14 protein-coding genes are annotated in these 15,045 nt (G+C 62.2%); 10 read left to right on the top strand and 4 right to left on the bottom strand.

Going from position 1 to position 15,045, the window contains the following annotated elements; genetic code table 11:
- Positions 1-67: 67 nt before the first annotated feature.
- From P5706_RS11710 to P5706_RS11695, 4 genes are read left to right on the top strand one after another with little or no spacing between them, the layout of a single operon-like run.
- The gene (locus tag P5706_RS11710) at positions 68-769 is read left to right on the top strand and encodes an ABC transporter permease (RefSeq protein ID WP_200432458.1); all 702 of its coding nucleotides are present in this window, start codon (positions 68-70) and stop codon (positions 767-769) included.
- Positions 766-1,479, top strand: a complete 714-nt coding sequence (locus P5706_RS11705) for an ABC transporter permease (RefSeq protein WP_056861353.1) — start codon at positions 766-768, stop codon at positions 1,477-1,479. The genes P5706_RS11710 and P5706_RS11705 overlap by 4 nt, the downstream gene beginning before the upstream one ends.
- Positions 1,480-1,482: 3 nt before the next feature.
- Positions 1,483-2,313, top strand: coding sequence for an ABC transporter ATP-binding protein (locus tag P5706_RS11700; RefSeq protein ID WP_178111031.1), 831 nt, complete (start codon positions 1,483-1,485; stop codon positions 2,311-2,313).
- Positions 2,314-2,317: 4 nt separating this feature from the next.
- Positions 2,318-2,815 (top strand): Lrp/AsnC family transcriptional regulator, encoded by a 498-nt coding sequence (locus P5706_RS11695; RefSeq protein ID WP_003192319.1) that lies wholly within the window; start codon positions 2,318-2,320, stop codon positions 2,813-2,815.
- 145 nt (positions 2,816-2,960) lie between these two features.
- On the opposite strand, the gene P5706_RS11690 is transcribed toward P5706_RS11695, so the two are convergent.
- The 4 genes from P5706_RS11690 to P5706_RS11675 form a co-directional block, all read right to left on the bottom strand.
- Complete coding sequence (locus P5706_RS11690) at positions 2,961-3,794, bottom strand: TIGR03915 family putative DNA repair protein (RefSeq protein WP_219267241.1); 834 nt, start codon at positions 3,792-3,794, stop codon at positions 2,961-2,963.
- Entirely contained in the window at positions 3,791-5,011 is a 1,221-nt protein-coding gene (locus P5706_RS11685) for a putative DNA modification/repair radical SAM protein (RefSeq protein ID WP_200432456.1), read from the bottom strand. The genes P5706_RS11690 and P5706_RS11685 overlap by 4 nt, the downstream gene beginning before the upstream one ends.
- A gap of 87 nt (positions 5,012-5,098) precedes the next feature.
- The gene (locus tag P5706_RS11680) at positions 5,099-6,436 is read right to left on the bottom strand and encodes a lysine N(6)-hydroxylase/L-ornithine N(5)-oxygenase family protein (protein WP_285679335.1); all 1,338 of its coding nucleotides are present in this window, start codon (positions 6,434-6,436) and stop codon (positions 5,099-5,101) included.
- 119 nt (positions 6,437-6,555) lie between these two features.
- The gene (locus tag P5706_RS11675) at positions 6,556-7,038 is read right to left on the bottom strand and encodes a sigma-70 family RNA polymerase sigma factor (RefSeq protein ID WP_274598038.1); all 483 of its coding nucleotides are present in this window, start codon (positions 7,036-7,038) and stop codon (positions 6,556-6,558) included.
- 256 nt (positions 7,039-7,294) lie between these two features.
- On the opposite strand from P5706_RS11675, the gene P5706_RS11670 reads away from it, so the two are divergent.
- From P5706_RS11670 to P5706_RS11645, 6 genes are all read left to right on the top strand, one after another.
- On the top strand, positions 7,295-8,467 hold the full coding sequence (locus P5706_RS11670) for an efflux RND transporter periplasmic adaptor subunit (protein ID WP_200432454.1): 1,173 nt from the start codon (positions 7,295-7,297) through the stop codon (positions 8,465-8,467).
- Between the two features lies 1 nt (position 8,468).
- On the top strand, positions 8,469-10,442 hold the full coding sequence (locus tag P5706_RS11665; RefSeq protein ID WP_200432453.1) for a MacB family efflux pump subunit: 1,974 nt from the start codon (positions 8,469-8,471) through the stop codon (positions 10,440-10,442).
- The gene (locus P5706_RS11660; RefSeq protein ID WP_285679333.1) at positions 10,435-11,838 is read left to right on the top strand and encodes an efflux transporter outer membrane subunit; all 1,404 of its coding nucleotides are present in this window, start codon (positions 10,435-10,437) and stop codon (positions 11,836-11,838) included. The genes P5706_RS11665 and P5706_RS11660 overlap by 8 nt, the downstream gene beginning before the upstream one ends.
- A 100-nt stretch (positions 11,839-11,938) precedes the next feature.
- The gene (locus tag P5706_RS11655; protein WP_200432451.1) at positions 11,939-12,697 is read left to right on the top strand and encodes an alpha/beta fold hydrolase; all 759 of its coding nucleotides are present in this window, start codon (positions 11,939-11,941) and stop codon (positions 12,695-12,697) included.
- A 109-nt stretch (positions 12,698-12,806) separates the two neighbouring features.
- Positions 12,807-13,574, top strand: coding sequence for a FadR/GntR family transcriptional regulator (locus P5706_RS11650; RefSeq protein WP_285679332.1), 768 nt, complete (start codon positions 12,807-12,809; stop codon positions 13,572-13,574).
- Between the two features lie 243 nt (positions 13,575-13,817).
- Positions 13,818-15,020, top strand: a complete 1,203-nt coding sequence (locus P5706_RS11645) for an ABC transporter substrate-binding protein (protein WP_285679331.1) — start codon at positions 13,818-13,820, stop codon at positions 15,018-15,020.
- Positions 15,021-15,045 lie beyond the last annotated feature (25 nt).

Genomic DNA, 15,045 nt, shown 5'->3' with positions numbered 1-15,045 from the left:
GCAAGCTCCCTCGCCACAAAAGCCCGCTCCCGCAGGGGTATATCTACGCCCTTTTGAGATCCCCTCAATGAACGAACTCCTCAACCTGCAAGGCTACGGCCCGATGCTCGCTCAGGGTGCCTGGATGACGCTCAAGCTGGCATTACTGGCGCTGGCCCTGAGCCTCGCCTTGGGCCTGATCGCCGCCGGTGCCAAGCTTTCGAGCGTCAAGTGGCTGCGCGTGCCCGCCACCCTGTACACCACGTTGATCCGCAGCGTGCCGGACCTGGTGCTGATCCTGTTGATCTTCTACAGCCTGCAACTGTGGCTCAACGACCTGAGCGAAGTGTTCGGCTGGGGTTACTTTGAAATCGATCCGTTTACCGCCGGGGTGATCACCCTGGGGTTTATCTACGGCGCGTATTTCACCGAAAACTTTCGCGGCGCGATTCTCAGTGTGCCGGTCGGGCAACTGGAAGCCGCCACCGCCTACGGCCTGAGCCGCTGGCAGCGCTTTCACCTGGTGCTCTTCCCGCAATTGATGCGCTTTGCCCTGCCGGGCCTGGGCAACAACTGGCTGGTGCTGCTCAAGTCCACTGCGCTGGTGTCGATCATCGGCCTGTCGGACCTGGTCAAGGCTGCGCAAAACGCCGGCAAGACCACCAATGAACCACTGTACTTCCTGATCCTCGCGGGCCTGGTGTACCTGGTGATCACCACCCTCTCCAACCGCATCTTCAAGCGCCTCGAACGGCGCTATAACCTCGGCATCAAGGGGATGGCGCGATGATCGAACTGTTCCAGCAATACGGCCTGGCCTACCTGTTCAGCGATGGCACAGGGTTGTCCGGAGTCGCCATGACCTTATGGCTATTCATCATCTCGGTGGTCGCAGGGTTTGTGCTGTCGATCCCGCTGGCGCTGGCGCGCGTCTCGCAGCACGTCTGGCTGCGCTGGCCGGTGGAGGTCTATACCTACCTGTTTCGCGGCACGCCGTTATATATCCAATTGCTGATTTGCTACACCGGGCTGTACAGCCTGGAGGTGGTGCAGGACAACGCCCTGCTCAACCAGTTTTTCCGTAATGCGCTCAACTGCACACTGCTGGCGTTTGTGCTCAACACTTGCGCTTACACCGTGGAAATCTTCGCCGGGGCGATCCGCAACATTCCCCACGGCGAAATCGAAGCCGCGCGTGCCTATGGCCTGCACGGCTGGCGCCTCAACCTGTTTGTGGTGGTGCCCGCCGCGCTGCGCCGTGCGCTGCCGGCCTACAGCAATGAAATGATCCTGATGTTGCACGCTACCTCGCTGGCCTTTACCGCCACCGTCGCCGATATCCTCAAGGTCGCCCGCGACGCCAACGCCGAGACGTTCCTGACGTTCCAGGCTTTCGGCATCGCCGCCCTGCTCTACATGCTGCTGTCCTTTGCACTGGTGGGCCTGTTCCGACTGGCCGAACGTCGCTGGATGCGTTTTCTTGTTCCTACCCGAGGCTAACCCATGAATCAGTCCGCGCAGGCCCTGGCCGCTTACCCTGTTGACGCCCCCGTTGCCAAACCGGCAACCGCTGCGATCAAGCTTCAAGTCGAAGGCATCCACAAACGTTACGGCGACCACGAAGTGCTCAAGGGCGTGTCCCTCAATGCACGCAACGGCGACGTCATCAGCCTGATCGGAGCCAGCGGTTCGGGCAAAAGCACGATGCTGCGCTGCATCAACTTTCTCGAACAGCCGGACGCCGGGGTCATCACCCTCGATGGCATCAGCATCGAAATGCGCCAGGGCCGCGCCGGCACCCGCGCGCCGCACCAGGAACAACTGCAAAACCTGCGCACACGCCTGGCCATGGTGTTCCAGCACTTCAACCTGTGGAGCCACATGACCGTGCTGGAAAACATCACCATGGCCCCGCGCCGGGTGTTGGACGTGAGCGCGGCAGAGGCGGAAAAACGCGCACGCCTGTACCTGGACAAGGTCGGCCTGCCCGGCCGCGTGGCCGATCAATACCCGGCGTTTCTGTCCGGCGGCCAGCAACAACGCGTGGCCATCGCAAGGGCATTGGCGATGGAGCCGGAAATTATTCTGTTCGATGAACCGACCTCAGCGCTGGACCCGGAACTTGTAGGAGAAGTCCTCAAAGTCATACAGACGTTGGCCGAGGAAGGTCGTACCATGCTGATGGTCACCCACGAAATGGGCTTTGCCCGCCAGGTGTCCAGCCAAGTGCTGTTTTTGCACCAGGGCCGAGTCGAGGAACAAGGCGGCGCCGAGATCCTCGACCATCCCAACAGCGAACGCTTGCAGCAATTTCTTTCCAACCGTTTGAAGTGAACTCATGGATACCAAGGCCAACGGACCCCACTCTTCGCCCACGCTGGACCGCATCGATGAGGCGATCATCGACGTGTTGCGCCACCAGGGGCGTATCACCTACGAAAAGCTTTCCTCGCTTGTTCACCTGACACCCAGGCCGTGCCTGGAACGGGTGCGCAAGCTGGAGCGACGCGGGGTGATCCGTGGTTATGGGGCGATCATCGATGTGCAGATGGTCTCCCCGGGGCTGTCGCTGCTGGTGCTGGTGGCCTTGTCCAATCAGAGCGGGCGCTCGGCGCAGAAGGCCTTTGAGGCCTGCGTCAAAGCCTGCCCGCAAGTGTTCGAGTGCCAACTGATCAGTGGGCCGTTCGACTACAGCCTGCGCATGCGCTGCCGGGATATGGAGCATTACCGGGTGCTGACGGAAACTTGGTTGAATAACGATGAGCTGCACATCGATAAGTTGGTGGCGCACCCGGAGTTGGCGGTAGTCAAAAACACCGCGACCGAACTGGCCTGAAACCCACGCTAGATCGTTCCCACGCTCCGCGTGGGAATGCATCCAGTGACGCTCCGCGTCACGACCTCAAAGCGGACGCGGAGCGTGCAGGGCGGCATTCCCACGCAGAGCGTGGGAACGATCATCGAGCCAGCGCCCAGATTTGTTAACCGTGCCCGCTTGAGATTTTCTTGCCCGGCCTGGCGCCGATCAGCTTCGCCTGCCCATCCTTCTGCTTGCCCGTGCGCGCCTCGCTGATCAACCCCGGTATCAGCTTACCCTCCGGCAGATTCTTCCAGAACCGGCTGGGCAAATGCCCTTCCATCACCTTGGGGTTCAACCGCGCCGGGTTGAAGATATGGCTGTAATAGGTCAGCCACATCGCGCTGTGTGGGTCTTCGACATTCTGCGCCAATTGTTGCCATGCCTCAGGGCACTGCCGTTGATGAATCAACTGCTCACCGTCGTAATACACGCCGTCCAAGGGCGTTGCGATCATCCAGCGATGGCGGCCCATGCGCCCGACAAAATGCTGGCTGGCGGACTTCAAGATGTCATGGGCCGGCTCATGCCACGCCACATACTCCGGCAGCTGCGGCCCAGCCTCTGCCGGCAAGGCAATAAACCGCACAAACGCATGCAGGTGATGGGCTTCGCGGCTGACCTGCTTGATGCGCCGCTGTAACTCACTGCCCAACTTGTCCCCGGCCAGCATTGCGGTGCGGTCGCCATGGCTGACACGCCACAACACCTCGTACAGCAGGCTCCAACGCTGATCACCGTGGTAACACGCGGCCGATTCCAACAATTCCAGCAACGCCTTGGGAATCCGCGCCTGAAAAGGCCCGAGCTGTTCAGGCACAGGCTCGTCAGTGGCAAACAGGTCCGCCACTTCGGCCTCGCCCCAGCTCACCTGGCTGGGGTCGACCTGATGGCTGAGCAGCCAGCGCGCCTGCTCGCGCCAGGTGCTGAACAGGTTGTCGCATTCCAGGCTGATCATCCCCACAGCCCCATCTGTTGCGGCTGCGGGCGGTCGCGCAGTTGCTCGCGCAGCAGCACGCTGGTGCTGTCCGCCTGTTGCGGGTGGTAGTCGCTGGTGATGAAAAACGGCTTGGCCTTGGCTAGCACGCAACGCATGCGGGCCAAGTCTTCAAAGCGAATTTTGCGTTCGCGGCGCAGGTCGACCAGGCGCTGGGTGGTGCGCAGGCCAATGCCGGGGATGCGCGCGATCAACGTGGGTTCGGCGCGGTTGAGGTCCAACGGGAACACCTCGCGGTGCTCCAGCGCCCACGCCAGCTTGGGGTCGATATCCAGCGCCAGATGGCCTGGGCCTTCGAACAGCTCATTGGCGCTGAAGCCGTAGCTGCGCAACAGAAAGTCGGCCTGGTACAAGCGATGTTCACGCATCAGCGGCGGCGCGGCTAATGGCACACTTTTCGGGCTGTTGGGGATGGGGCTGAACGCCGAGTAATACACGCGCCGCAACTTGAAGTTGCCATACAGCGCCTCGGCACCGTGCAGGATGGTGCTGTCGTCGGTGTCATCGGCGCCGACGATCATCTGCGTGCTCTGCCCCGCCGGCGCAAAACGCGGTGCGCGCGGCTCGTTGAACACCGTCTGCTCGCCGGTGTAAATCGTTTGCATGGCTTGCTTGATCGAGCCGATCTGCTTCTCCGGCGCCAGGGTTTGCAGGCTGGCGTCGGTGGGCAGCTCGATGTTTACGCTGAGGCGATCGGCATAACGCCCGGCTTCAGCAATCAGCGCAGGGTCGGCTTCGGGAATGGTCTTGAGGTGGATGTAACCGCGAAAGTCATGCTCTTCGCGCAACAGTTTGGCGACCCGAACCAACTGCTCCATGGTGTAGTCGGCCGAGCGGATGATGCCGGAGCTGAGGAACAGCCCGCTGACGCAATTGCGTTTGTAGAAGTCCAGGGTCAGGGTAACCACCTCCTCCGGGCTGAAACGCGCACGGGGCACGTCGCTGGAGCGGCGGTTGACGCAGTATTGGCAGTCGTACAGGCAGAAGTTGGTGAGCAACACCTTGAGCAACGACACACAGCGCCCGTCCGGCGTGTAGCTATGGCAGATGCCCATGCCATCGGTAGAGCCCAGCCCGGCCTTGCCCTCGGAGCTGCGCTTGGGCGCGCCACTGCTGGCGCAGGAGGCGTCGTACTTGGCGGCGTCGGCGAGGATGCTGAGTTTTTCGATCAACTGCATGAAGGGCTACCGATACTGGTTTTTTGTACAGTACCAATAGCCCGACGTTGTCACAAGTGCCGTCTGTAGGAACAGCCTTGCTGTGGATCAGCTGGCAGTGGCCAGCAGCAAATCCTGCACCGGGCGTGCTTTGCCACGATGGCGATCGTGTTCATACAGCGAGGCGGCAATCTCGTCCGCCCGAATCGGCAGTACCGACAGCAAGGTGTCGCTCAAACCATGGCTGGCCTGGCTGAACCCCTGGATATAGATACCGGCCTTGCAGCGCTCGTCGGTGACGATCCGATAGTCGCGGGCCACTTCGAAGTCGCCCATATAGGCTTGCAGTGGCGCCAGCAGTTCGCGGTGCATCTGGCGCTCGTAGCCGGTGGCCAGGATCACCGCGTCGTAATGGCTGACGCTGGTTTCGCCGTTGGCGTTGTTGCGCAGTACCAACTCGATGCCCAACGGCCCGGCCGTGGCTTTCTCGACCACGGTCATGGTGCGGAAGGCCTGGCGGTTGATGCCGGAGACTTTCTGGCGGTAGAAAATCCCGTAGATGCGCTCGATCAGGTCCAGGTCGACCACCGAATAGTTGGTGTTCTGGTACTCGGCCACCAGGCGCTCACGCTCAGCACCGACTTGCTGGAACACCAGGTCGGTAAAGGCCGGCGAGAACACTTCGTTGACGAACGGGCTGTCATCCGCTGGTTTAAGCGCCGAGCCGCGCAGGATCATGTCCACCTGCACCGACGGGAAGCTGTCGTTGAGGTCGATAAAGGCTTCGGCCGCGCTCTGCCCGCCGCCGATGATGGCAATGCGCATAGGCTTGCCCTCTACGCACGGCTGCTGGGCCATGCGCTCGAGGTATTGGGAATGGTGGAACACCCGGCCGTCATCCTTGAGCGCCTTGAACGCCTCGGGCACACGTGGCGTGCCGCCGGCACTGACCACCACCGAACGGGTGGTGCGCACATGCTGTTCGCCCTGCGCATCACGGGAGATCACGCGCAACGCTTCAACCTGCTGCTGGTGCAGGATCGGCTCGATGGCCAGCACTTCCTCGCCATACCGCGCCTGGGCCTGGAACTGCCCGGCAACCCAGCGCAGGTAGTCGTTGTACTCCATGCGGCACGGGTAGAAAGTGCCCAGGTTGATGAAGTCCACCAGGCGATCATGGGCCTTCAGGTAGTTGACGAAAGAGTAAGGGCTGGTGGGGTTGCGCAGCGTCACCAGATCCTTGAGGAACGAAATCTGCAGCTCGCTCTGGGTGACCAGGGTATTGCCGTGCCAGCGGTAGTCGGCCTGCTTGTCGAGAAACACCACGTCCAGTTTGCCCTGGGCTTTTTCACGCTCCTGCAGGGCGATGGCCAGCGCCAGGTTCGATGGGCCGAAACCGATCCCGATCAGGTCGTGAACCGCGGGCGAAGCAATTGCCTGTGTCATTCCAGTGTCCTCTGGATAAGCCCCTTGGCGGTGGGGCGGGAATACCTGCAAAGCCTGAACAACAGGCCATGTGTTGATAGGAAACGAGGACAGTGAAATAAAATTTAACTGATCTGCGATCAGTGCGCGTCCCACTCACGCATGCGCACCCGACAATGCTTCATGGCGTTGACGATATGTTTTTCCACCAGGCTGCGGGAAATGCTCAGGCGCTCGGCGATCTGCGGGTGAGAAAGGCCGTCGAGCTTGCGCAGCAGGAAGCTGTCGCGGCAAGCGCTGGGCAGCTCGGCCAGGGCACGATCGAGCAGGGCCAGGCGCTGGGCCTGATCGTGGTTGGCGTGGGGCGAACTGGTGGCGAAGCGTTCTTCGCTGTCCAGCACCTCCAGGGGCTCGGACTGGCGCAAGGCATTGCGCCGATGGCCGTCGATCACCAGGTTCAGCGCGGTGCGGTACAAAAACGCGCGCGGCTGTTCGATCGGCGTGTCGCTGGCGCGCTCCAGTACTCGCACGTAGGCGTCATGCACCACATCTTCGGCCACCTGACGGTTGCCCAGCTTGGCGTTGAGGAAACACACCAGCTCGCGATAGTAGTTTTCCAACATGACTCCCGACCGTCTGGGGAGACGGCATCTGATCCTTGAGTGCTAATGAAGACCGGCCATGGATGATGGCAGTTTGAATGCGTGCAATTTATAGTAATTCTCATCTACTTTTAAAGAAGTCTTGCACCAACAGCCGAGTTTTTTTACGAGACACAGCTGTTACCGCGTATGTAAGCAGCTAAATTTTCGGGCAATTTCCTCGTATAACTGTCAGCCCTCCGCAACTGCGGTCCCTATTCCCGGCTGGAAACAACGCATGAAACGCCCTCGCCCCGCCCGACGCGCCCTGCTGGTAGTCGCGTGCCTGATTCCCATCGTTGCGCTGGCGGCCTGGCAGATACTGCCGCCGGGCCGCGATAGCCTCGCCACCGTCACCGTCACACGTGGAAACATTGAAAACAGCGTCACTGCGCTGGGCACCCTGCAACCACGCCGGTATGTCGATGTGGGCGCACAGGCATCCGGGCAAATCCGCAAGATCCATGTCGAGGCCGGTGACCAAGTCAAAGAAGGCCAGTTGCTGGTCGAAATCGACCCGGCCACGCAGCAGGCCAAGCTCGACGCCAGCCGCTATGCCATCGACAACCTCAAAGCCCAGTTGCAGGAACAGAACGCCCAGCACCAACTGGCGCGGCAGAAGTACCAGCGCCAGCAACGCCTGGTGGCCGGTAACGCCACCCGCGAAGAAGACGTGCAAACCGCCAAGGCCGAGCTGAGTGCCACCCAGGCACGGGTCGACATGTTCCAGGCACAGATCCGCCAGGCCCAGGCCAGCCTGCGCAGCGACGAGGCCGAATTGGGCTATACACGCATCTTCGCGCCGATGAGCGGCACGGTGGTGGCGGTGGATGCGCGGGTCGGCCAGACCCTCAACGCCCAGCAGCAGACTCCGTTGATCCTGCGCATCGCCAAGTTGTCGCCGATGACCGTATGGGCCGAGGTCTCCGAAGCCGACATCGGCCACGTCAAACCCGGCATGACCGCCTATTTCACCACGCTCAGCGGCGGCGGTCGGCGCTGGACCAGTACCGTGCGCCAGATCCTGCCGATCCCGCCCAAGCCCCTTAATGAAACCAGCCAGGGCAACGGCAGCCCCAGCAGCACCAGCAAAAGCGGGAGCGGCCGTGTGGTGCTCTACACCGTACTGCTGGATGTGGACAACGCCGACAATGCCCTGATGGCCGAAATGACCACCCAAGTGTTTTTCGTCGCCAGCCAAGTCAAGGATGTGCTCACCGTGCCGGTCGCGGCCTTGCTCGGCAGCCACGGCAGCGACACGCAAACGGCCCGCGTGGTGGCCAAAAATGGCGCCATTGAGGAACGCGAGGTGCGCGTGGGTATCAGCGACCGTCTGCGCGTCGAAGTGCTGAGCGGCGTCAAGGAAGGCGATCACCTGCTGATCGGCCCGGCCGACGCCAGTGGGGGTTGATTTGACCACGCCGCTGATCGAACTCAAGAACATCCGCAAATCCTACGGCGGCGGTGACAGCCCGCAGGTCGACGTGCTGCGCGGGATCGACCTGTCGATCCACGCCGGGGAATTCGTCGCCATTGTCGGCGCCTCCGGCTCCGGCAAATCCACGCTGATGAACATCCTCGGCTGCCTCGACCGCCCCACCGAAGGTGACTACCTGTTCGCCGGCGAAAACGTCGCGCACCTGGGCAGCGACGAACTGGCCTGGCTGCGCCGCGAAGCCTTTGGGTTTGTGTTCCAGGGCTACCACCTGATTCCGTCCGGTTCGGCCCAGGAAAACGTCGAGATGCCGGCGATCTATGCCGGTATCAGCGCCACCGAGCGGCATGCCCGCGCCAAGGCCCTGCTCACGCGCCTGGGCTTGGCCGACCGCACCGCCAACCGCCCGCACCAACTCTCCGGCGGCCAGCAGCAACGGGTGTCGATTGCCCGCGCATTAATGAACGGCGGGCATATCATCCTCGCCGACGAACCCACCGGCGCCCTCGACAGCCACAGCGGCGCCGAGGTGATGACACTGCTGGACGAACTGGCGAGCCAGGGCCATGTGGTGATCCTGATTACCCACGACCGCGAAGTCGCGGCGCGGGCCAACCGCATCATCGAGATTCGCGACGGGCTGATCATCAGCGACTCGGCGCACAGTGAAACCTATGTACCGGTCACCGCCAACAGCGACGCGCTGCAAGCCGTCGACCTGCGCCAGCGCCTGGCCGACGGTGCCGAGCACAACGGTGCCTGGAAAGCCGAACTGCTCGATGCGGTCCGCGCGGCCTGGCGGGTGATGTGGATCAATCGCTTTCGCACCGCGCTGACGTTGCTGGGGATCGTCATTGGCGTGGCGTCCGTGGTGGTGATGTTGGCCGTCGGCGAAGGCAGCAAGCGCCAGGTGATGGCGCAGATCGGCGCGTTCGGCTCCAATATCATTTACCTCAGCGGCTCCTCGCCCAACCCGCGCTCGCCGCTGGGTATCGTGACCCTCAACGATGTCGCGGCGCTGGCGATGCTGCCTCAGGTCAAGCGCATCATGCCGGTCAACGGCAGCGACGCTGGGGTTCGCTTTGGCAACCTGGACTACCTGGCCTATGTGGGTGGCAACGACGTCAACTTCCCCGAAATCTTCAATTGGCCGGTGGTCGAGGGCAGCTATTTCACCCAGGAAGACGAGCGCGCCGGGGCTACCGTCGCGGTGATCGGCCACCGTATCCGCGAAAAGCTGTTCAAAAACGTCGCCAGCCCGATCGGCCAATACATCCTGATTGAAAACGTGCCTTTCCAGGTCATCGGCGTACTCGCCGAAAAAGGCTCCGCCTCCGGCAATAAAGACAGCGACGACCGCGTCGCCATCCCCTACACCGCCGCCAGCGTGCGCCTGTTCGGCACTTATAACCCCGAATACGTGGCGATTGCTGCCGCCGACTCACGCAAGGTCCATGAGGCTGAAATGGCCATTGATCAGCTGATGCTCAAGCTGCACAACGGTAAGCGTGACTACCAGTTGACCAACAACGCCGCGATGATCCAGGCCGAAGCCCGCACGGCTAATACGCTGTCACTGATGCTCGGTTCGATTGCAGCGATTTCCCTGCTGGTGGGCGGGATCGGTGTGATGAACATCATGTTGATGACCGTGCGTGAACGCACCCGCGAAATCGGCATTCGCATGGCCACCGGCGCGCGCCAGCGCGACATCCTGCGCCAGTTCCTCACCGAGGCGGTGATGCTCTCGGTGGTCGGCGGCTTGTTCGGCATCGCCCTCGCGCTGCTGGTGGGCGGCGTGCTGGTGCTGGCCGAGGTGGCGGTGCAATTTTCCCTGGTGGCGGTGTTTGGCGCGTTTGGCTGTGCACTGGTCACCGGTGTCGTATTCGGCTTTATGCCGGCCCGTAAAGCTGCCCGGCTCGATCCGGTTAAGGCGTTGACCAGTGAATAAACGATCTTCCCTGCTGGGCGTGTGCCTGTTGCTCAACGCCTGTACCGGCAACCCGCCGACCGTCGACAGCGGCCTCGCGCCGCCACCTGCCTGGCAGTACGCCGAACGCGATGCCACGCAGGCGACCAACCAACGCTGGTGGACACAATTCGGCAGCCCGCCGCTCAACCGCCTGATCGACCAGGCGCGACGCGACAGTTATGACGTGGCCGCCGCCATGGCACGCGTGCGTCAGGCCCAAGCGAGTGCGGTAATTGCCGGGGCGCCGTTGTTACCTGAGGTCAAGTTCAACCTCACCGCCAGCCGTGAAAAACTGCTGCGTGGCAGCGGCAATGCCTCCTTGGACGCCACCGACAACAACAAGACCGTCGACAGTTTCGGTGCCAACCTCACCGCCAGCTATGAACTGGACTTCTGGGGCGGCCGCTTTGCCGCCCGCGACAGCGCCCTGCAAAGCCTGCGCGCCAGTGAGTTCGACCAGGCCACCGTGGAGCTGACCCTGCTCAGCAACGTCGCCGACCGCTACGCGCAAACCCTCGCCGCGCAGCAACGCCAGCAGATCGCCGAGCTGAACCTGGCCAATGCGCGCAGTGTGCTGGACCTGGTACAAACCCGCTACAGCGCAGGCTCCGCCACCGCCCTGGAGCTGGCCCAACAGAAAAGCCTGGTGGCCGGCCAGCAACGGCAGTTGCCGCTGATTGCGCAAGTGGCCGAAGAGTCGCGGATCACCCTCGCCGCCCTGCTCGGTCAGCCCGTGCAAGCCCTGGACCTGGGCACCGAGCCGTTCCAGGCGCTGACCTGGCCAACCATTGGCCCGGGCGTGCCGAGCCAGTTGCTCAGCCGTCGCCCCGACCTGGCCCGGGCCGAGGCGCAACTGGCGGCGGCCAGTGCCGACGTCACGGTGGCACGCGCAGCCATGCTGCCCAGCGTGACCTTGGGTGCGACAGTCGGCTCCGGCGCCTATAAAGCTGAAGACATCCTGCGCAGCCCGTTCTACAACCTGACCTCGGGGCTGGTCGCGCCGATCTTCAACAATGGCCGTTTAAGCGCCGAGCGCGACAAGGCCCGCGCCCGCCAGGACGAGCTGCTGCAAACCTATCGTGGCGCGATCATCAACGGCTTTGCCGATGTAGAGAAAGCCCTCAGCAGCATCACGCGCCTGGACCAGCAACGCCAATGGCAGGCCGAAGAACTGCAACAGGCCCAGGCCGCCTTCCAGATCTCCGAGAGCCGCTACCAGGCGGGTGCCGAGGACTTGCTGACGGTGCTGGAAACCCAACGCACCTTGTACGCCGCTCAGGATTTGAACGTGCAACTGCGGCTGTCACGGCTGCAAGCCAGCATTGCCTTGTACAAAGCGCTGGGCGGCGGCTGGAATACGGAGCTCCGACAATAAAACTGTAAACTCCTACACAAAACGTTTATTCGCCCTACATTCTTTGACCCCGGGTCCTTGGTAAAAAAGCCGCCCTCACACGGCAGCCCGGACCCTCTTGATGAAACTCAACGTTCTGTTAAGAAACCTGGCGTGTATCGGCCTCTGGCTGATCGCCGGCCAGGCGCTGGCCGAGCCGCTGATCGCGCCGACCGCGATTGACTGGCTGCTGGATTGTCCCTTCTCCACCCATGAGCGGCCGGACCCCGAGGTGCTGGAACGCACCCAATGTGCCAGTGTGAACGTGCCTCGCGACTATGACGCGCCCAAACGCGGCAGCGTGCGCCTGGCCCTGACCCGGGTGGGCGCCCGTCAGCCGCTTAGCCGTGAAGGCGTGGTATTCATCCAGGGCGGTGAGCCGCAAAAGGGCCAAGGCGCAACCTTCGCCCTGCACCTGACCAGCCGTTGGGAGTCCTATGCCACCCAGGCCTATCGCACACTCACCAACCGCTATGACGTGATCGAACTGAGCCCCCGCGACCTCAGCCAGGCCAACGGCGTTGAGCAAGCGGCGCGTGATATGGAATTTGTGCGCGCCCAACTGGGCGAGGCCCAACTCAATTACCTGGGCAACGCGCAGGCCACCCGGCTCGGCAGCCGCTACGCCGCACTGTTTCCCGAACGCGTCGCACGCATGGTGTTGGTCAATGCCGAGCACGCCGAGCCGGTCGCTGCCGGCATCGAGCAATTACTGCTCAAAGAGCCGGCACGGCCCGGCACGGCCGCCGGGTGCATTAACCGCTGGGTCGGCGATTTTCTCGTATTCGGTAAACAGCCGCCGGTTTCCACACGCTGTCTCGACCTCGGCAGTTGGGAATAACCCGCGCATTTACGACCACTTCAGGCCGAAAACGACATACTGCGTTGACGCTCTCGCCCAATCGTTATTAAGTGCTATTAATCCGCATTAATAGGATCAATAGAACAGCATGCTCAGCCGCCCGTTACGACGCAAACGCCAGAAGCTTTCCGATGTGATTGTCGAGTCGGTCAAGCGCTCGATCGTCACCGACGCGCTCAAGCCCGGCGACCGCTTGCCTACCGAGCGCGAGCTGATGGAAAGCTTCCAGTGTTCCAAAGGCTCGGCCCGTGAAGCACTCAAGGCCCTGGAAGTGGAAGGCTTGGTGAGTACACGCACGGGCCCCAGTGGTGGCGCCTATCTGAACCAGGCGGGCACTGAACCGGCCAGCCGCGCGTTGCGTAACTACCTGCACTTCCAGCACCTGGACGGCGAGCAGGTGTACCAACTGCGCAAGGTCATTGAGGTGGAGCTGGCGGTGTCGGTGCTGGGCCGCTTGAGCGAAGACGATTACCAGGCCCTGCAAGACAACGTGGATTTTTGCAGCGCACCCGAAGACAGCGAAGCCGGCCAACGTGAGCAACGCCTGGCGGAATTGGAGTTCCATAACCTGTTGGCCAAGGCCTGCCCCAACCCGCTGCTGAGTTTTATGGCGCAGTTTCTCAACGACCTGTTGCGCGACCTGGTGGTGCTGAAAAAAGCCTACAAGCCCAAGCGCAAACAGTTTGACGCGGCCAACCTCGACTATCACAAGCAGTTGCTGCTGGCCTTTCGCGCCGGTGATGAAACGGTCGTGCGCAACCTGATGCATGAACATATGTGCGACGCCGAACACCACATGACGGCGCTGGAAGGCGAGGTCAGCCCGCATTTTTTGCTGGAGTTCGACCATAGCTGAGGCGCACCCCATCCCAATATGAAAACCCAATCAATGTGGGAGCTGGCTTGCCTGCGATGCGGGCGCCTCGGTGTATCAGTTGAACCTGGCTGATGCCATCGCAGGCAAGCCAGCTCCCACACTTGACCCAGTTTCAACCGCTGGACCGTTTCACACAATTCAATAACAGGCCTGCCCACAGGCCCTTGCTCCACCGTATCGCCCTTGCCGCTCCTGCCAATAACTAAACCAGGGAGTCACCCCATGCAGCGTCGTACGTTGTTGAAAGCCAGTCTTACCGCCGCCGCCGCGCTCAGCCTTCCGCTGAGTGTGCGCTCTGCATTCGCCGCCGAGCCTTTTACCTTTTACGGCCTCAAGTCCATGTCCGGCGCGTTTGCCAGCTATGGCAAGTTTGCCGACATGGGTTCGCGCCTGGCGGTGGAACAGCACCCCGAGATTCTCGGCCGCCCGCTCAACTACAAGGTCATCGACACCGAAGGCAATGCCGGCAAAGCCGTGCGCAAGGTCCAGGAAGCGATCCAGCAGGACGGCGCGCGGTTCTTCCAGGGCTGCACGCTGTCGTCCTCGGCGCTGGCGGTGGCCAAGGAAGTCGACAAGGTCGGCGGCGTGTTCATGACCCCGGTGGGCGCCGATGAAGTCACCGGCAAAGACTGCAACAAGGCGACCTTCCGCTGGTCGGTGCCCACTTACGGCGCGATCCGCGAAACCCTGCTGCCGCTGATCAAGCTGCTGCCTGACGCCAAGCGCTGGTACACCATCACCCCGCAATACGTGTTTGGCGAAGCCTTGCTCGAAGGCGCCAAGACCGTGCTCAAGGACAATGGCCTGGAACACGTCGGCAACAGCTACCACTCGCTGCAGGAACAGGAATTCTCCGGCTACTTGACCAACGCCATCGCCGCCAAGCCCGATGTGCTGGTGCTGCTCAACTTCGGCAGTCAGTCATCCAACACCCTGCGCCAGGCGGTGAACTTCGGTATCAAGGAACGCATGAAAGTGCTGCTGGTATGGTCCGCCGGGCTCGACCAGTTCCAGGAACTGGGCAGCGACGTGCTCGAAGGCGTGTACCTCGGCGCGCAGTATTGGCACCAGGTCGACACCCCGCTCAACCGTGAACTGGTCAAGCTCACCCAGGCCAAATACGGCATCAACCCCACCTACCCGCTGGCGGCTGATTACATCAGCACCAAAGTCATGCTGGAAACCATCATCAGCACCGGCAGCTTCGACGGCCCGACCGTGGCCAAAGCCTTGCAAGGCTTGAGCTACGAAGGCCCGACCGGCAAGGAGTCGATCCGCGCCGGCGACCATCAGGTGATCAAGGATTACTACCTGCTGATCGGCAAAGCCACCGGCGATATGGCCGACAAGGACGACCTGGCCAAGGTGCTCAGCGCCGGGCAATCGTTCCCGCCGGTCGAGGCGACGGGCTGCACGCTCGCCTGATCCTCTGAATTGCTTAGCGCAGGGC

Source organism: Pseudomonas sp. ChxA, assembly GCF_030263855.1.
Taxonomy (GTDB): Bacteria; Pseudomonadota; Gammaproteobacteria; order Pseudomonadales; family Pseudomonadaceae; genus Aquipseudomonas; species Aquipseudomonas fluorescens_CB.
Note: the sequence above shows the minus strand (reverse complement) of the source record. Positions and strands in the feature narration are given on the sequence as shown.